The organism is Bacteroidota bacterium (genome assembly GCA_016706255.1).
Classification (GTDB): Bacteria; Bacteroidota; Bacteroidia; order Chitinophagales; family BACL12; genus UBA7236.
Genome location: JADJJZ010000029.1, coordinates 145,227 through 163,091, shown reverse-complemented (window position 1 = coordinate 163,091; position 17,865 = coordinate 145,227). Strand labels below are relative to the sequence as shown.

14 protein-coding genes are annotated in these 17,865 nt (G+C 36.2%); 9 read left to right on the top strand and 5 right to left on the bottom strand.

All coding sequences use genetic code 11. The annotated features are described in order from the left end of the window. Positions 1-4: 4 nt before the first annotated feature. From lpxD to nhaA, 5 genes are all read left to right on the top strand, one after another. Entirely contained in the window at positions 5-1,051 is a 1,047-nt protein-coding gene (lpxD, locus tag IPI65_18605; protein ID MBK7443438.1) for a UDP-3-O-(3-hydroxymyristoyl)glucosamine N-acyltransferase, read from the top strand. Positions 1,052-1,066: 15 nt separating this feature from the next. Continuing rightward, positions 1,067-2,473, top strand: a complete 1,407-nt coding sequence (locus IPI65_18600; protein MBK7443437.1) for a bifunctional UDP-3-O-[3-hydroxymyristoyl] N-acetylglucosamine deacetylase/3-hydroxyacyl-ACP dehydratase — start codon at positions 1,067-1,069, stop codon at positions 2,471-2,473. Then, on the top strand, positions 2,470-3,258 hold the full coding sequence (gene lpxA / locus IPI65_18595) for an acyl-ACP--UDP-N-acetylglucosamine O-acyltransferase (protein MBK7443436.1): 789 nt from the start codon (positions 2,470-2,472) through the stop codon (positions 3,256-3,258). Before IPI65_18600 ends, lpxA begins: the two co-directional genes overlap by 4 nt. After that, on the top strand, positions 3,255-3,875 hold the full coding sequence (locus IPI65_18590) for an ABC transporter ATP-binding protein (GenBank protein ID MBK7443435.1): 621 nt from the start codon (positions 3,255-3,257) through the stop codon (positions 3,873-3,875). Before lpxA ends, IPI65_18590 begins: the two co-directional genes overlap by 4 nt. A 64-nt stretch (positions 3,876-3,939) precedes the next feature. Beyond that, positions 3,940-5,091, top strand: coding sequence for a Na+/H+ antiporter NhaA (gene nhaA, locus IPI65_18585; GenBank protein ID MBK7443434.1), 1,152 nt, complete (start codon positions 3,940-3,942; stop codon positions 5,089-5,091). Positions 5,092-5,257: 166 nt separating this feature from the next. Here nhaA and IPI65_18580 read toward each other — a convergent pair whose 3' ends face one another. After that, the gene (locus tag IPI65_18580) at positions 5,258-5,686 is read right to left on the bottom strand and encodes a CBS domain-containing protein (protein MBK7443433.1); all 429 of its coding nucleotides are present in this window, start codon (positions 5,684-5,686) and stop codon (positions 5,258-5,260) included. Positions 5,687-5,822: 136 nt separating this feature from the next. Continuing rightward, complete coding sequence (locus IPI65_18575; protein MBK7443432.1) at positions 5,823-7,844, bottom strand: dihydrofolate reductase; 2,022 nt, start codon at positions 7,842-7,844, stop codon at positions 5,823-5,825. A gap of 196 nt (positions 7,845-8,040) precedes the next feature. On the opposite strand from IPI65_18575, the gene IPI65_18570 reads away from it, so the two are divergent. After that, positions 8,041-8,346: a hypothetical protein gene (locus IPI65_18570; GenBank protein MBK7443431.1), complete on the top strand. Its 306-nt coding sequence runs from the start codon at positions 8,041-8,043 to the stop codon at positions 8,344-8,346. Positions 8,347-8,559: 213 nt separating this feature from the next. Here IPI65_18570 and IPI65_18565 read toward each other — a convergent pair whose 3' ends face one another. Then, on the bottom strand, positions 8,560-9,159 hold the full coding sequence (locus tag IPI65_18565; protein MBK7443430.1) for a DNA-3-methyladenine glycosylase 2 family protein: 600 nt from the start codon (positions 9,157-9,159) through the stop codon (positions 8,560-8,562). 72 nt (positions 9,160-9,231) lie between these two features. Between IPI65_18565 and IPI65_18560 the strand changes: the two genes are divergently transcribed. Both IPI65_18560 and IPI65_18555 read left to right on the top strand, forming a co-directional pair. After that, positions 9,232-9,597 (top strand): hypothetical protein, encoded by a 366-nt coding sequence (locus IPI65_18560; GenBank protein MBK7443429.1) that lies wholly within the window; start codon positions 9,232-9,234, stop codon positions 9,595-9,597. A gap of 68 nt (positions 9,598-9,665) precedes the next feature. After that, on the top strand, positions 9,666-11,717 hold the full coding sequence (locus tag IPI65_18555) for a S9 family peptidase (protein ID MBK7443428.1): 2,052 nt from the start codon (positions 9,666-9,668) through the stop codon (positions 11,715-11,717). On the opposite strand, the gene IPI65_18550 is transcribed toward IPI65_18555, so the two are convergent. Next, positions 11,690-13,213 carry a hypothetical protein gene (locus tag IPI65_18550; protein ID MBK7443427.1) on the bottom strand — a complete coding sequence of 508 codons (1,524 nt, stop codon included), beginning with the start codon at positions 13,211-13,213 and terminating at the stop codon, positions 11,690-11,692. The two genes, IPI65_18555 and IPI65_18550, sit on opposite strands and share 28 nt — an antisense overlap. A gap of 332 nt (positions 13,214-13,545) precedes the next feature. Between IPI65_18550 and IPI65_18545 the strand changes: the two genes are divergently transcribed. After that, on the top strand, positions 13,546-15,291 hold the full coding sequence (locus IPI65_18545; protein MBK7443426.1) for a peptidoglycan DD-metalloendopeptidase family protein: 1,746 nt from the start codon (positions 13,546-13,548) through the stop codon (positions 15,289-15,291). Positions 15,292-16,346: 1,055 nt separating this feature from the next. On the opposite strand, the gene IPI65_18540 is transcribed toward IPI65_18545, so the two are convergent. Further along, a complete protein-coding gene (locus IPI65_18540; GenBank protein MBK7443425.1) occupies positions 16,347-16,532 on the bottom strand; it encodes a hypothetical protein in 186 nt (61 codons plus the stop codon). Positions 16,533-17,865: the final 1,333 nt, after the last annotated feature.

The window sequence follows — 17,865 nt, the reverse complement described above, 5'->3', positions numbered from 1 at the left end:
CCGAATGGAGTTTACTGCACGCGAGCTTTGCGACTTTTTACAAGGTACACTGGAGGGCAATCCGTTGGTAAAAGTGCACAAACCCGCTAAAATCGAGGAAGGAATTGAGGGCGATGTTTGTTTTCTTGCCAATCCCAAATATGTATCCTATGCCTACACTACTGGGGCATCTGTTTTAATTGTGAACGAGGATCAGGTATTTGACCAACCGGTTAATGCTACTATCATCAGAGTAAAAGACGCTTATACCAGCATTGCGAAGGTATTAGACCAGTATAAAATGATGAATGGAAGTGCTGCCAATGGTCATCAGGTGGAAAAAAATGCGGTGATTGCTTCAGGAGCCAAATTGGGCACAAATGTGCATGTTGGTACTTTCAGTATCGTTAGCGATGGGGCCTCTGTTGGTAATAATGTGTTTATATATCCTAATGTATATATTGGATTAAGAGTGAAAATAGGTGAAAACACGACTATTTATCCGGGTGTTATCATTTTAGACGATTGTGTGATAGGCAATAATGTAATTGTTGGTTCGGGCACAGTTATTGGCAGTGATGGGTTTGGATTTGCGCCACAGGCTGACGGAACCTATAAAAAAGTAGCACAAACCGGAAATGTTGTAATTGAAGACCTCGTTGAAATTGGTGCAAATACTACAATCGACCGCGCTACAATGGGTTCAACCATAATAAGAAAAGGGGCTAAACTGGATAATTTGATTCAAATAGCTCACAATGTTGAAATTGGTGAAAACACGGTGATTGCAGCACAATCGGGCATTTCAGGAAGCACAAAAATCGGGAAAAACTGTGTGGTAGGCGGGCAGGTAGGCATTGTTGGCCACCTTACAATCGCTGATGGCACAAGAATAAATGCACAAAGTGGGGTATCTAAAACGATAAAAGCTACAAATCAGGCTGTAACGGGCTCCCCGGCTTTCGACTATGCAGCAAGTATGCGAAGTCAGGTAATTTTTAGAAAATTACCCGAATTGATGGAAAAAATTGAACAATTAGAATCGAAAATCAAAGAACTGGACAATAAGTAAGCAGTAACTAAAAAAATGAATAAAGAATATCAGCATACCATAAAAAGTTCCATAACCGTTTCCGGTGTTGGTTTACATACCGGAACTCAGGTGGATATGACGTTTCATCCGGCATCGGCAAATCATGGTTATAAATTTAGAAGAATTGATTTGGAAGGCCAGCCGGTAATTGAAGCAGATGCCGATTTGGTAACTGATACCGGAAGAGGTACCACCATAACTAAAAATAACGCCAGCGTTTCAACAATTGAACATACTTTAGCCGCATTGGTTGGTTTGGGAATCGACAATGTGATGATTGACCTCAATGGCCCAGAAACACCAATCATGGACGGCTCTTCAAAAGAATTTATTCGCGCTTTATCGAGCGTTGGAATGGAAATGCAAGATGCTGAACGAGAATATATTGTTATAAACGAAAATATTACCTTCAAAGACCCACTGCGTAAAACTGAAATAACGGTTATGCCTTCTGATGATTATCAGGTTACGGTTATGATCGATTTTGATTCAAAAGTACTTGGTAAACAACATGCTACACTGGATCATATTTCTGAATTCTCAGGTCAAATTGCCAATAGTCGTACATTTTGTTTTTTACATGAACTTGAAATGTTGTATGAAAACAATTTGATTAAAGGTGGCGATTTAAATAATGCAATTGTAATTGTAGATAAAGAAGTTACCTCCGAAGAAATGGAAAAGTTGAAACGTATGTTCAACAAAGATTCTGTTAGCGTAAAAAAGGAAGGTATTCTCAATAATCTCGAATTACACTGGAACAACGAACCCGCGCGACATAAATTATTAGATGTTGTTGGTGATCTTGCATTGGCAGGTAAACCAATCAGAGGTAAAATAATTGCCAGTCGCCCCGGCCACCCAAGTAACGTTGAATTTGCAAAAAAAATAAAAGCTTATTACAAACAACGCAAAAATGTAGTAGACGTACCGGTTTATGATTTAAAAGCAGAACCGTTATACGATATCAATAAAATTTCAAAAATGCTCCCGCACCGTTATCCGTTTTTATTGGTGGATAAAATTATTGAGATGGGAGAAAATCATATTGTAGGCGTTAAAAATATCACCTTCAACGAATCATTTTTTCAGGGACATTTTCCGAACAATCCTGTATTTCCCGGTGTTTTACAAGTTGAGGCTTTAGCTCAAACCGGTGGAATATTCGTGTTGAGCAAAGTGCCTGATCCTGAAAATTATGATACTTATTTCCTTAAAATAGATAAAGTTAAATTTAAACGCAAGGTATTACCAGGCGATAGTTTATTATTAAAAATGGAATTAATTAATCCGATACGCCGCGGTATTTGCGAAATGAAAGCTACTGCTTATGTCGGCAATAATATTGTAACTGAAGGTGAATTAACTGCACAAGTTGTAAAGCGTCATATAAATCAATGAATCAACCATTAGCCTACGTACATCCCCAAGCTCAAATAGCCGACAATGTGGTTATTGAACCATTTGCTTCAATTTCAAAAAATGTAGTTATCGGTGAAGGTACCTGGATAGGACCAAACGTAAATATCATGCCCGGTGCGCGCATCGGAAAAAATTGCCGAATTTTTCCCGGCGCTGTTATTTCTGCGGTGCCTCAGGATTTAAAATATAAAGGTGAAGATACTGAAGTGGTTATTGGTGATAATACAACAATTCGTGAATGTGTTACCATTAACCGCGGAACAAAATACGCATTCAGAACTGTTGTTGGCAGCAATTGTTTATTAATGGCGTATTCGCACGTTGCACACGATTGTATTATTGGTAATAATGTAATTCTTGCAAACTCAGTTAACCTTGCAGGTCATATTGAAGTTGGTGATTGGGCTATTTTAGAAGGATTGGTTGCCGTTCAGCAATTTATTAAAATTGGAGCACATGCATTTATTGCAGGTGGTTCATTAGTGCGTAAAGATGTTCCGCCTTTCGTAAAAGCAGGTCGTGAACCATTAAGTTATGTTGGTGTAAATTCTGTTGGTTTAAGAAGAAGAGGTTTTAGTGCAGAATCCATTCAGCATATTCAGGATATTTATCGTTTGCTTTTTGTAAGAGGATACAATGTAACTAAGGCATTATATATTATTGAAGCAGAAGTTCCTGCATCTGCCGAACGCGATATGATTGTTACCTTTATCCGCAACTCGAAAGAGGGTGTTATGAAAGGCTTCCGCCATATTAACGAATGAAAATAATTGTATCCAATTTATCCAAGAGATTTAATTACGAATGGATATTTCGTGATATGCAATATACATTTGAATCAGGCAATGCCTACGCATTAACAGGTCCGAATGGTTCAGGAAAATCTACTTTACTAAAAGTGTTATCCGGTCAACTTTCTCCTTCTCAAGGTACAATTGTTTATGAAGATAACACCATAATTCCTGTAGAAAATATTTATCGCGAAATCACATTTACCGCTCCTTATATCGACCTGATTGATGAATTTACTTTGATGGAATTACTGGAATTCCATTTTGCTTTCAAACAACCTATACATCAACATACAACACAAGCATTATTACAATTATCCGGTTTAGAAAAACAAAAAAATAAAGCAATAAAATCGTTTTCATCCGGCATGAAACAACGGGTTAAATTATTAACCACAATAATGAGTAACAATAAAATTGTAATTCTGGATGAGCCAACTACAAATCTCGATCAAGCCGGTGTAGACTGGTATTTACAATTAGTGGAATCTGCAAAAGCAAATAAAATTATTATTACCGGTTCTAACATGGAACGCGAATATAGTTATTGTAATCATGTAATTAATATTGCAGATTATAAAAAATTTTAACATCTGCTAACACAATTAATTTACTACCGTATTTTATTTCTGAATATTTTTTGTATTTTAGTGAATGCGAATTTCAAAATTATTCAGTGATTTTTTTAAGAGTGAAAGTGCCGGTGGGTTGATATTATTAGCTTGCGCAATTATTTCTTTACTGCTTACGAATAGCGCAATCGGAAAATCATACGAACATTTCTGGCATTATGAAATTGCCAATATGAGTTTATCGCATTGGATAAACGATTTATTAATGACCGTATTTTTTTTATTGGTTGGATTAGAAATAGAACGCGAAATATATGTTGGTGAATTAAAATCACCCGGTAAAGCGTTGTTGCCTGTTGTTGCCGCAGCAGGAGGGATGTTGGTTCCTGCGTTTTTATACATAGCTGTAAATATTTATGAACCCGATCAATCCGGATTTGGAATTCCTATGGCAACTGATATTGCGTTTGCATTGGGAATGTTATCACTTTTAGGAAAACGTATTCCCCTTGGTTTAAAAATATTTTTAACCGCATTAGCAATTATCGATGACCTTGGTGCAATTATCGTAATTGCCATTTTTTATACGGAATCACTTAACTGGAATTATCTTTTACTGGTGGGTGTGATTTATTGTGTGTTATTAATACTCAACAAAAAAAATGTAAAAAAACTCCCGCCATATATTATACTTGGATTAATCATGTGGTATTGTATGCTGCAAAGTGGTATTCATGCAACGTTATCCGGTGTATTATTGGCTTTTGCCATTCCTTTCAGAGATGGTTCATCATCATCGCCCTCCTATAAAATGCAGCATTTTTTACATAAACCTGTTGCTTATTTTATTTTGCCATTGTTCGCACTTGCAAACACCGCTATAGTTATTAATCCCGGTTTATTGTCACATATCACTGAAAATCATTCTCTTGGAATCATTGTAGGATTGGTATTGGGAAAGCCGATTGGCATTATTTTTTGCTCTGCGGTAGCTGTATATTTCAAATGGGTAAAACTGCCGGAAGGGGTAAATTGGAAGTTGATAACGGGTGCCGCTATTTTGGGTGGAATTGGGTTCACCATGAGCATTTTTATCAGCATGCTGGCGTATACCGATGAAACACTGATTGCCAGCTCTAAGCTTGCTGTACTTATCGCATCGTCACTAGCCGCAATCGCAGGAATGGCGTGGCTTTTAGCTGTTACAAACAATAAAGTTAAATTGGAAAAATAGGAGTGGGAATAGCTATAAAAGAAAAACAGCAATTGACCCTTTCGGGTCGCTTGCTGCTTGTTTATCCCTTAAAAACAGTACAAATATAACTGCCTTTTTGAATTTTCCCAATTTTTAGAGAAATTTTTTTACATTTTTTTGACAAGGGGAGACCCCTTTTTTGCTATCAGATTAAGTGGGTAGCATCATAATGGTAAATGCGGGTAATATCCTTATTGGTTATGATACCCTTTATCTCACCGTTTCTAACCACAGGAACTGCCTGAAACTTACCGGCAGCAAGTATTTCAAGGATTTCTTTTTGTGATGATTCCGGTTCAACCGTTACCGGGTTTGCAGTCATTACCGACTTAACCGTAAAATTGGTGTTTAGCATAGCATTATCAACACTCGGATTTTCCTTTAATTGGGTAGCCATAAATGACAGCATATCTTTGATACTGATGATGCCTATTATTTTATTATTTTCTGCCACCGGCAAGTGTTGAATTTTATGCGTGGTAAAAAAGGTCATTACCTGATCAAACGAATTGTTTTCTCCGGCAACAATCACATTCGGGGTCATAAAATCTGAAGCGTTACGTTTATATATCATATTTCTTATTTTTTATACTGCAAACCTATTACAGGTCATCGTTTATAAATATGACATTAGTCACCAATCCTGAATTTTAACAACAAAAAAGCCTGTTTTCATTACAAAAACAGGCTTTAAAATGATTTATCGAATGTTATTGTTTTCCGGGAACCAGAAAATCATAAGTTTCACCGTAATACAACATTTGTTGCACGAAATTATCAGGATAACTTACTGTTACATCTGTTATGGTTCCTTCAGCATCTTTTACTAAAGTTAAAAGCGGATTTACAAATCCAAAATAAGGTGGAATATTTAAATTCGAAGTGCGTCTTAATACTTCCTTGTGCATTTCTTCATCAACCTGCACACCATAACCTTCAATTAATGCTTTACCTGCTTCATAGTCACCTTCACTTTTAATTCGTTGTACTTCCCGCAATAATTCACCGAATATTTTTCTCAACGCTTCATAATCATTAATAACAAAATAAGTTTTGCCGTTTTCGAATTTGCGTTCAATTACATTGTTTGCTTTACCACGTTCAAAAGCCCATGCAGCAATCATTTGTCGGTTGCGCATATGTGATTCTTCAACAGTTTTACCCGGTTCAATTCTTCTTAACTGAGTTAATAAACCATTGCGGATATAACCGTCGTATTGTGCTTTCGCAACATCTAAATTCGGAATTAATCCCCACTCAATTAATTTAGGATCCATGATGTAATATAATCCAACTAAATCGGCGCGGGCTTCTTCCAAAGCACTGGCATAATTTTTTAAAGTTTCTTTTGTTGAACCAACACCGTCATTAATTTGCCCGCTGGCGTGACCAATTACTTCGTGCATTGCAGTATGCATTTTTCCTGCAAGCGCACCGTATTTCATAGCACGTTCTTTTTCTGCCGCAGAATAACAAAACTCATCTAAAATACCTGAACTGCCAGCATTTTCATAAGCATAAACAATATTACCCAAGCTCACACTTTTTGAACCAATTGAATCTCTTATCCAATCAGCATTTGGTAAATTAACACCTATTGGTGTTGCCGGAGAAGCATCGCCTGCTTCAGATGCTGCATTCACAACTTTATAAGATATACCAACAACATTTTTCTTTTTGTGCGCATCCATTATCGGTGAGTTATCCTCAAAATATTGAGCGTGCTTTGCCATTACACTCATGCGTTCAGATGCATCAAAATCTTTTATTTCAACTATCGATTCAAATGTACCTCTGTAACCTAAAGGATCATTATATGTTTCAATAAATGAATTGATATAATCAATATCACCTTGTGTTGCATTTACCCAGGCAATATTATATTCATCCCATTTTCTTAAATCACCCGTTTCATAATATTCAATTAATAATTTTAATGCATAAGCCTGTAAGTCGTTTTCACAAACAGGTAATGCTTTTTTCAACCAACCAACAATTTCAACAATAGCATCGTTGTACTGCCCGCCAACTTTATATACACGTTCTTCTAAACCTGCCGGTGTTTTCACCAACTTACTGTTTAAACCGTGTGATATTGCAGTTAAATCTTTAGGGTCAATCATTTTAGCATAAAATGCTTCTGCTTCCAATTGTGAAACATCCGGTGCATAAAAATTTGTTGCTGAGGTTAATAATAAATCACCTGTTGGGTCAAGATTTACTTTTTTATTATCAACGTTCGGATCAAACATAATTTTAACTATTGTTTCATCCAGTTTAGTTTTTGTTGCAGTTAATAAAGTATTGAAATATTCTATTGAAAATTCCGGCATTATTTTATCAGATGAATAATGATGGTGAATACCATTACTGAACCACACACGTTTGGTGTACTCCATAAAATTATTCCAGTCAGCTCCTGATTTGTCGCCCTGGTAATTTTTTACAATGTTTTCCAAAGCGTGACGAATTTCCAGATTGTAGCGGTAATTCTGGTCCCAAATAATGTCACGACCTGCGTAACCGGCTTGAGAAAGATAGTATACCAGCAATTTTTGGTTCAAAGTAAGCTTTTCCCATCCCGGAATCTGATAACGCAATACGCCAATATCGGCAAACTGGTCTATCATCCACTTGAAATCTTCATCTTTAACACCTGCACCTGCAGTTTCGGAGCTGCCAATTGTGGTTACTCCGTAAAGGTTGTCACCCTCCGATTGCTGCGCAAACATAGTCGTAGCAAGCAATCCGGTAACAACGGTAAGTATGGTCTTTTTAATCATATCACTGTTTATTATACTGCAAATCTCCATAAATCGTGCTGAATTTGCTAATCGGACGCCTTTTAAACTAAACCTGTTATTAAAATTTATTACAGGTGTTTAGCGTTATTGATAAAAACCGTATCTTTAATCAAAATAACGAAACATGAAAAAGAAAATTCTGATTGGTTCATTTGTAGTGCTTACCGGTTTAATGGTAGGTTTATTTGCCATGTCGTTCAGCAATAATAGTAATGCAAAAGTAAATACTGTTCCTGTTGAGCAGGTTTCAACAACTGCAACAAACCCTGAACATTGTGCACCTGCAGATTGCAGCACTGAAAAAGCAGCAACCTGTCCTTACAGCAAAACAAATGCAACTCAGGAAGCGTCTGCAAATTGCCCGGCAACTTCAGACTGTCCACCTTCAAAATGTTCAAGCACAGCGAAATCGGATAAAGCAACCTTATAAATTTTATCAAATCATTTTAAAGCTGCAATAAATATTATTGCGGCTTTTTTATTTTTTATAGATGTTGTGAATTAGAATATTTATCAGTTACTATATAAACAGATATCACTTTAAAGTAATTATCAGCTAACTAGTTTAGCAGCAAAATCCGGAATAAAATAAACCGTGATTTTCATGGGTTTTGAATAAGCTGCCGGACAACCACCGGCAGTTTTATTTACTGTCTTTATGATGCCATAAATGCAAACACGCATACGTTCTGTAAGGTGCCCAGTTTGCAGCTATTTTTTTCATTTTTTTTAGCATCAGCTTTTTATCGCTATTTTTTATTCCATACACTTTTTGCATTGCTTGTTGAATGCCTAAATCATCAGCAGGAAATACATCTTCACGACCTAAAGCAAACATCAATAACATTTCAACTGTCCAACGGCCGACACCTTTTATTTGGGTGAGATAATCAATTATCTCATCATCGCTCATTTTATTTAATTTTTTAACATTCATGCCAAACGCCAGTTCAAATTCAGCAACGTTTTTAATGTAGTTTGCTTTAGCATTCGACAATCCGATATTGCGCAAGGTTTCAAATGGTGTGTCAACAATTTGTTGGGCAGATGGTTTTTTATTTCCATACAATGCTAAAAATCGTTTATGAAAAACATCGGCAACTTTTACACTGAGTTGCTGACTCATAATCGAATTACATAAATAGAAACAAATGTCTTTTTTTGGGGAGAGATTAAATCCCGCATGTCCGGAAATCAACGTTGCTAATTTGGCATCCTGATTTAAATGTTCGAAGTAGTGCATCTGTTGCAAAGTAAATTAAAAATCCTAATTTTAATCGGAAATCAACAATAATGGTGTTACTTATTAGCTAATATGGAAAATTCATCTGCCCCAAGATCATTACCGTCTTATATCTGGTTTGTATTACATTTTATCATTACACTAACTGCATGGGTCGGCCCGTTTATATTTCCATGGTATTTAATGATAACCGCTTATGCGATTGTATTACTGCAATTTTTGGTATTTAACCGCTGCCTCATGAACGTAAAACACGATTTATCGGAAGATGAAAACATGACGTTTTATGCCAGTTTACTTGAATCCGTGGGTATACATTGGAATCGTAAAAATGTGAAAATATTCGTAAGAAAATGGCTTTATGTTTGTCTTGCCATTTTTACACTCGCCCTGCAGCTGGGGCTACATTATAAACCACTGATTAATTTCGTGTTTTAACAATATGTAACAGGCTATTTCCGCTAAAATTCGCCGGAGCAGGTTATCTTCGCGTAAAATACAATTACATGAGAAAAAGTTTTTTCGCAATGCTGTTGGCAGTTTGTGGTTACACAGTGCAGGCGCAACAACCCTTAACGCCTGAATTACTTTGGAGCCTCAGCAGGGTAGGAGCAGAAACCCTTACTCCTGATGGCGCAAAAGTTATTTACGGGGTTACCAATTACGATATTGCAACAGGTACAAGTGAACGCGACTTGTTCAGTGTTGATTTTACAGGCAAATCGCCGATGCAAATCACTAAAACTAAAGGTGGTGAGTCAGGCGTATTTACATTGCCCAATGGCAAAATGGGCTATTTATATAAAGGCCAGGTTTGGCAGGCTGAATGGGATGGCTCAAATCCGATTCAGTTTACCGATTATGATGGTGGAATCAGCAATATCCGCTTTTCACCCGATGGTAAACATATCTTATTTTCTAAAGATGTGCAGTTGCAAAAAATTGCTTCCAGCGATATGTATAAAGACCTGCCAAATGCATCGGTTAAAGTGTACAACGATTTAAATTATCGTCACTGGGATACATGGGAAGATGGTGCATATAGCCACCTGTTTATTGCAACCATGGAATCAGGAAAAATTATAAACGAAAAAGATATTATGGCCGGTCAATTATATGATTGCCCGCAAATGCCTTTTGGCGGAATTGAAGATATGGTTTGGCATCCGGATAGTAAACATATTATATATGTTACTAAACAAAAAACAGGTACTGCCTATACAACAAGTACAAATACCGACATTTTTGTATACGATATTGAAACAGGAAAAACAAAAAATATTACTGAAGGTATGCAAGGCTATGATATGAGTCCGAACATTTCACCTGACGGTAGCAAAGTTGCCTGGTTGAGTATGGAACGCGATGGATATGAAGCAGATAAAAACCGCATTTTTATTTTGGATAGAAAATCTGATCTGAAAATTGATGTAACTGCATCTTATGACGAATCGGTTGAATCAATTCGCTGGAGTAATGATGGTAAATATATTTATTTCACTAGTGCAATAAACGGTACCTTACAACTATTTGAACTTGATGTTACAAATAGTATGATGAAAGTGGATGAAGGTGGAAAAAAACGTAATCCAATTCGTCAGATTACCAGCGGTGATTTTGATATTACCGGTGTTGTTGGTGAGTCAAACGGATTATTAATTGTTACCCGCACCGACATGAATCATGCAGCAGAAATTTTTAAAGTGGATATTGCTAAAGGTGATATTACTGCAATCACAACAACCAATCAGGCTAAATACGACCAAATCGGTATGTGTAAAACAGAACGAAAAATGGTAAAAACAACTGATGGAAAAGATATGCTGGTTTGGTTTATTTATCCACCGAATTTTGATCCAAATAAAAAATATCCAACCTTGTTATATTGTCAGGGCGGACCGCAAAGTGCACTTACACAATTTTATTCGTTTAGATGGAATTTCCAGTTAATGGCATCACAAGGTTATATTGTTGTTGCACCAAATCGTCGCGGTATGCCGGGACATGGAACTGAATGGAATGAACAAATTAGTGGCGACTGGGGCGGTCAGGCAATTAATGATTATTACAGTGCAATTGATTATGCTAAAACTTTACCTTATGTTGATGCAAACAGATGTGGAGCAGTTGGCGCAAGTTATGGCGGATATAGCGTATATATGATGGCCGGAACACATAATGGCCGTTTTAAAACATTTATAGCACACGACGGATTATTTAACTTGAAATCATTTTACGGAACTACAGATGAAATGTGGTTTGCAAATTGGGATATGGGCGGCCCTTACTGGACTTCCGGTGAACAGGATAAATCATATTCTACATTTAATCCAATGAATTATGTAGATAAATGGAATACACCAATTTTAATTTATCAGGGTGGTAAAGATTATCGTACAACCGAAGATCAGGCGTTTCAAGCATTTCAAGCTGCACAACTGCGTGGTATTAAATCGCGGTTTGTATATCTTCCTGATGAAAACCACTGGGTATTAAAATGTCAGAATGCATTGGCCTGGCAACGTGAATTTTATAAATGGTTAGGCGAAACATTATGATATTTTTGATGCAGCCATTTTTCGAGCTGACAATTTAATAAAAATTCTTTTTCAAAATTATCCTGACTGATTTGTGCAATCTGCGCTATCCAGTCAGGATATTTTTTTGCGAATAACTTTTTACTGTAACTGATTTTGATATAGGTTTTTACCAGTTTAGTGATGAAATTTATCGTGTTATGATCGGTTTGAATTTTATCGAAATAGCGTTTAAAGGAACGTAAATAATTTACACAATAAGTAATATCCCCCAACTCTAAATGCGTAAGCAAATAAATTACACGGGCCGGATAAATCTGATAGGCAAATGGTGTGGCTTTTTCTAATGCAAATAATAAATACAATTCATCTAAAACCAAACGATATTCCTTCAATCCAAAATAACTACACGCTTTATAAAAGTGAATGGCAATTTGAAGATTTACACCCCCTATTGAATCAAGTTGTTTAAAGGCTTCGAGATGGTCATCATAAAACTGAAGGCATTTATGATATTCAGCAGCTAAACTATAGTTATTCATCATTGCATCCAGATATACTACCATAAACTGGTCTTTTAGGGCTTTGGCCTGATGATATTCCGTTCCATTAATTACTTCTAACAATTTAACACACCAGGTTAACGACTCATCATATTTTTCAAGTCTGCGTGAAGATTCAATATTGCGCATAATCATAACCGGATAATTAAATAAGCCGATTTGTTTTGGCGTAAGCTGTTTTGATTCGATAAATGTCATCTGTTCACGCGTTACAGCATAAGATTCCTCAAACCGATATTGCACAGCATAATATTGACTGAAAAAGTTGAAATACGTAATTTGTGCCTTTAGTGGTAATTTATCCAATAATCCTTCAAACAAGACATCATCCGTAATTTTCCGGATACGTTCCTGAAATGCTCGTTTATCAGTAAATCGATACTTGGCTTCAATTAAATTCAGTTCATTGTATTTGGCGAGGATAAACAATGCGTGTTTGTAATTATCGATTAACTGCATTTCAGCTGTAAATCCATCATCCATATGGCTGATAAACCAGTCTGTCATTTGCATATTTCCGGCAAAACGCAATTCATATCTACTCAATAAAATATACTCGGCAAGTGTATCTTTTGATAAAGCTTCCAGTTTAGCCTTTTTTACCATGGGAAGAAATAATTCCGGGATTGCTTTTTCAGTGAGTATTTCTAAATCGCTGATGGTGTTACCGAACCGGTTATCGTTAGCAGCGTGATATGCGCGCAAAGCCTTTAGTATCATCTTGCGCAAATAATACTTTTCATAGGTGAGTTGCTCAGCAAAAGCAGCACCTGAAAGTTTACGTTTTAGCAACGCTTCATCATATTCCTTTTGCCGCTCCATCAGGTCAAAAATCCGCATATAATTTTTACTGCCTTTTGTAATGCCGGAATACAGTTTGAAATACCGTTTTTCATTCCGGGTTAAAGATTTAACCAACTGGAATGTGGAATCCGCTTTAATGGTTTGAGCCATACACCTTAGACGATTAGTATCCCAATTTCGTTGTCGGAGTCCAATGATTAACCTGAAAAATGGCAAAACACAATGCAACCATTTATTAGTGTAGATAATGTATTATATTACATTGAAATACAAGTATTTATAAATTATAAAAGATTGCATATTTTAGGGTAGATTAAAATTTAATATTCGGTAAAAGCTTTATCTGAATACAAATATCTATGAAAGAGCTGCCTCAAACCTCCTTAAACTACCTAAAAATGGTTTTTCCGGAGCTAAAATCCACCGTTTTTTTGCTGCATTCATTCACCATTGGCTGAGAGGCCGATTTAAACCTTAAACTTATGAAAAAACGATTTTTACTGTTTGTTGCAATTGCAGTTGGAATACTGCAAACTAAAGCCCAGACCATGTTTGAAGCTGCTCAGACTGACGAAGCAGCGCAAATGGAAGTAAGTCTGGAAATGGGAGAGGAGCTCCCTCCTGACGGATACGACGGATTTAATGATGGCGGAATTCACGATGAATTAACGGAAATGCAGCGCACGGCAATCTGGGACCAGATTCATAAAAACACCGCCAAATTAAAAGCGCTCGGAATCATTCCTGAAGCGCCGGTGGCCGGAATTGTTCCCGGTGAAGGTTTCCGTTATCCTTTAAAACTGTCGGTTGGTGATTTCGTTTACAACTGGAATGCCTTTTACTGGAACAGCAATTTTGTGGACGAAAACCCCGCTGCGGGTGCGGTTTTGGACTATGCTTGCGGATCCAGAACTTATGATATTCCCGGTTATAATCACCAGGGTCAGGATATTGCCATTTGGCCATTTAGCTGGAATCTGGTTGCCGGAAATTACGCTCAGGTTGTAGCTGCTCAAGGCGGTTGGATTACATTTAAACAAGATGGCAATTTCGATATGAATTGCGGATTTGGTGGTGGCGACTGGAATGCAGTTTATCTCCAGCATAACGATGGCTCTGTAACCTGGTACGGACACATGAAAAATAGCTCGCTGACTGCAAAACCGGTTGGTGCCTGGGTGAATAAAGGCGAATATTTAGGTGTTGTTGCCAGTTCTGGCCAGTCAACCGGTCCGCATTTACATTTTGAAGTGTATGATGCAGCCGGCAACCTCATCGACCCAAATGCCGGTCCCTGCAACGCTTTAGGTGGAACCAACTGGTGGAAAGATCCTACACCTTATTATAATTCTAAAATAAATGCAGTCTATACCCATTGCGCACCACCAACATTTATGGCCTGCCCGAATATGGATATCACCAATATTTGTGATACGTATTACCCAGGCAGTCTGGTTTACTTTTTCAGCTATTTCACTGAAACCCTGGCCGGACAACACGCTTTTTACCAGATTTACAAACCTGACGGCAGTTTGTGGACGCAATGGAATTATACTTTTCCGCTATCGTATATGGCGAGCTATTGGTATTGGTCTTTTGTATTACCTGCTGGAAACACCGGTATCTGGACGTTTAAAGTGAAATTTAAAGGCAAGCTGCTTACCTACTATTTTAACGTAGTTAATCCTTTGGATGGAGATGGTGATGTAGAGCGTAATGACAATGCTAATCGTATTTACTGGCTCAACGATGCTGCTTTTGAAGGTGCCGATTTTACGGTAGAACGCAGTACCAACAAACTCGATTCCAAAGTGATAGCAGCAATTCCCGCTGTAAATGCAGCTGAACAATCCATGTATGAATGGTTTGATGATTATACAGCTTCAGACCCTGTTTATTATCGTATTGTATCTCATTTCAATAATGAGCAGGTAATTTATGGCGATTGGCTTACGGTAAAATCTACTCAGGCTGAAACTCAATTCAATGAATTTGTTTATCCGGTTCCTGCCAATAATGAACTGATGGTTGTTTTAAACGGTGCCTCAGGAACATCGGTAATGTATACAATAAGCGACATCACCGGTAAGTCAATTGAAAGCTTAAATACAACCTTCGAACTGGATAACTTATTACAAATTGATATCGAAATGTTACCACCCGGAATGTATTTATTGACGACACAAATTAACAATCAAACACAAAGTTTCAAGTTTGTAAAATCCTAAAATTATCCCTCTGCATACAAGTGAAGTCCCGGTGTAACAGCCGGGATTTTTTGTTTACAGATGTTTCATAATGTGATTATGGCCAACGATGCATATCTGTCTAAACACATTGAATTCATTGACTTTCGGCCTGTTTCGAGGTAACTTATATTTGCCTATAATGTATTGCGTTATGTTGAGTAGCTATCGCATTGAATTAAAATAAAAATACCCCCTTGCGGGGGCTTTGTAATCATAATTGTTAACAGAATAATAAACGGCAGCAATACTTTTAGCCACCGATAGAAGTCGGTTCTTCTTTGGCTCATCTTTTAAAGTTTAAAATGTTAGAAAAGGTATTGCAAGAGTGCATCAAGCTCGTGCCGGATATTTTGAATGCAAACCCTGTCATTTAGAGTGGCGGGGTTTTTTGTTTTAATTCCTTCCTTTAAAAATGCTACTTAACATAGCGTCTAATTATAGGCAAATAGCGGTTTCGGTTGAAGCTGCTGCGAATTAAAGCATAAATTTAAGGATTTTCCCTTTAATTCGCAGCAGCTTCAACCGAAAAAATAATTGCTCTTTGAAATTAATATTCAATTATTTAGCTATTTGCCTATAATTAACATTATGTTAAGTAGAAAATAGGAAAAAGGAATAAAACAAAAAATAAATTGCCAACGCTTCTGTGTTATGCGTGTGGATTGGTTTATGTTTGTAGAATGGACGCATTTCAGATATTAAATAAAATGGGCAAACAAGTTGCCTCTTTTATACTTTATAATTCCCTCATTTGGTTTTGCTTACTTTATGTTACAAATCACAATGAGTTAGACTTGATTGAAAGCATAATAATTTCTATTGCACTATCATCATGTGCGTCAGCATGTAGTTACATTACCTACTTATATGTTTTACCAAAAAACCACGAAATTAAAAAAGAGCCTTATGAAATAATGATGATTGTTGCATATGCAAATACATTTGTAATGTCTATAATAGCATTTTTATCATTTAGATTCCATACAAATTTTATATTCTCATTGAAAATATGTATAGTTGTTTATGTTATGGCGTTAGCTTCTGCTAAGGTAAGAGATGTATTCAGAAGCGGCATAAATAATTAAACCCAAAGCCCCTAAAAAATACATATTAGATATAAATATAAAAGCAGGGTTTTGCCTTGTTTTATCAATATCTATATAATCATCATCCCCTAATTTATTTTTTGTTTTTGATTGTGCATTTTCTACGTTACACATAATAGAAGTTATGTGCATTCGGCTTTCAAACGACATAATTTTATTTAAGCGTTTGATTTTTCGGGGTTGGGGTATGATTTTTTTAAAAGTAACTACTCGAAAAAGGTAGTTAAAAAAATCATACCCCAACCCCGAAAAAACAGCCTCTCCACATAACTAAACATTATGTTAAATAGAAAATAATTAAAAGGAAGGAAACTGAACTACAAAATTTGCCACGCTCCTAAAAGTTTGTATGTTTGGTGAATGTTAGAGGGGTTACAAATTTTAAATAAACATGGTAAACTTGCCGCAACGCTGTTTGCTTACAACACTTTCTTTTGGATGTGCTTATTATATGTAACAAGGCACGATGATATAGATTTAGTATATTCAACAATAATTTCAATATCACTTTCTTTTTGCTCTACATGCAGCAGTTTCTTCACATATTTATTTTTTAGACCAAAAAATCTAAAAGAATCTATATCTGAAGTTTTGGTAATAGTAGGGTATTTAAACACATTTTTAATGGCGGCAATAATTGCGCTATCCTTTAGATACGATACTCACTTTATATTTTCTTTAAAAATAATGTTTTGCGTTTACGCGACATTGCTTATTGTATCACTTTTAGTAGATATAATCAAAAAGCGCAATTAGTAAACCGATAACAGCTATTCCCCTTGTGAAATTTCCTAAAAGATTAAACGTATAGCTATTTCTTATTTTACTAACTTCCCCCTCTCCTAAATTTTGTAGTTCAGTTTCATTAGGATTTTCTACATTAACATAATAGAAGTTGATGTGCATTCGGCTCAAAGCGACATGATAATTTTTGCGCTTTGTTTTTCGGGGTTGGGGTATGATTTTTTTAAAAGTAACTACTCGAAAAAGGTAGTTAAAAAAATCATACCCCAACCCCGAAAAAACAGCCTCTCCACATAACTAAACATTATGTTAAATAGAAAATAATTAAAAGGAAGGAAACTGAACTACAAAATTTGCCACGCTCCTAAAAGTTTGTATGTTTGGTGAATGTTAGAGGGGTTACAAATTTTAAATAAACATGGTAAACTTGCCGCAACGCTGTTTGCTTACAACACTTTCTTTTGGATGTGCTTATTATATGTAACAAGGCACGATGATATAGATTTAGTATATTCAACAATAATTTCAATATCACTTTCTTTTTGCTCTACATGCAGCAGTTTCTTCACATATTTATTTTTTTAGACCAAAAAATCTAAAAGAATCTATATCTGAAGTTTTGGTAATAGTAGGGTATTTAAACACATTTTTAATGGCGGCAATAATTGCGCTATCCTTTAGATACGATACTCACTTTATATTT

What these genes read in the sequence shown, in the direction of transcription:
- lpxD (MBK7443438.1), top strand. Translation starts at nt 5, where the DNA reads ATGGAGTTTACTGCACGCGAGCTTTGCGACTTTTTACAAGGTACACTG.
- IPI65_18600 (MBK7443437.1), top strand. Translation starts at nt 1,067, where the DNA reads ATGAATAAAGAATATCAGCATACCATAAAAAGTTCCATAACCGTTTCC.
- lpxA (MBK7443436.1), top strand. Translation starts at nt 2,470, where the DNA reads ATGAATCAACCATTAGCCTACGTACATCCCCAAGCTCAAATAGCCGAC.
- IPI65_18590 (MBK7443435.1), top strand. Translation starts at nt 3,255, where the DNA reads ATGAAAATAATTGTATCCAATTTATCCAAGAGATTTAATTACGAATGG.
- nhaA (MBK7443434.1), top strand. Translation starts at nt 3,940, where the DNA reads ATGCGAATTTCAAAATTATTCAGTGATTTTTTTAAGAGTGAAAGTGCC.
- IPI65_18580 (MBK7443433.1), bottom strand. Translation starts at nt 5,686, where the DNA reads ATGATATATAAACGTAACGCTTCAGATTTTATGACCCCGAATGTGATT.
- IPI65_18575 (MBK7443432.1), bottom strand. Translation starts at nt 7,844, where the DNA reads ATGTTTGCGCAGCAATCGGAGGGTGACAACCTTTACGGAGTAACCACA.
- IPI65_18570 (MBK7443431.1), top strand. Translation starts at nt 8,041, where the DNA reads ATGAAAAAGAAAATTCTGATTGGTTCATTTGTAGTGCTTACCGGTTTA.
- IPI65_18565 (MBK7443430.1), bottom strand. Translation starts at nt 9,159, where the DNA reads ATGCACTACTTCGAACATTTAAATCAGGATGCCAAATTAGCAACGTTG.
- IPI65_18560 (MBK7443429.1), top strand. Translation starts at nt 9,232, where the DNA reads ATGGAAAATTCATCTGCCCCAAGATCATTACCGTCTTATATCTGGTTT.
- IPI65_18555 (MBK7443428.1), top strand. Translation starts at nt 9,666, where the DNA reads ATGAGAAAAAGTTTTTTCGCAATGCTGTTGGCAGTTTGTGGTTACACA.
- IPI65_18550 (MBK7443427.1), bottom strand. Translation starts at nt 13,213, where the DNA reads ATGGCTCAAACCATTAAAGCGGATTCCACATTCCAGTTGGTTAAATCT.
- IPI65_18545 (MBK7443426.1), top strand. Translation starts at nt 13,546, where the DNA reads ATGAAAAAACGATTTTTACTGTTTGTTGCAATTGCAGTTGGAATACTG.
- IPI65_18540 (MBK7443425.1), bottom strand. Translation starts at nt 16,532, where the DNA reads ATGTGTAACGTAGAAAATGCACAATCAAAAACAAAAAATAAATTAGGG.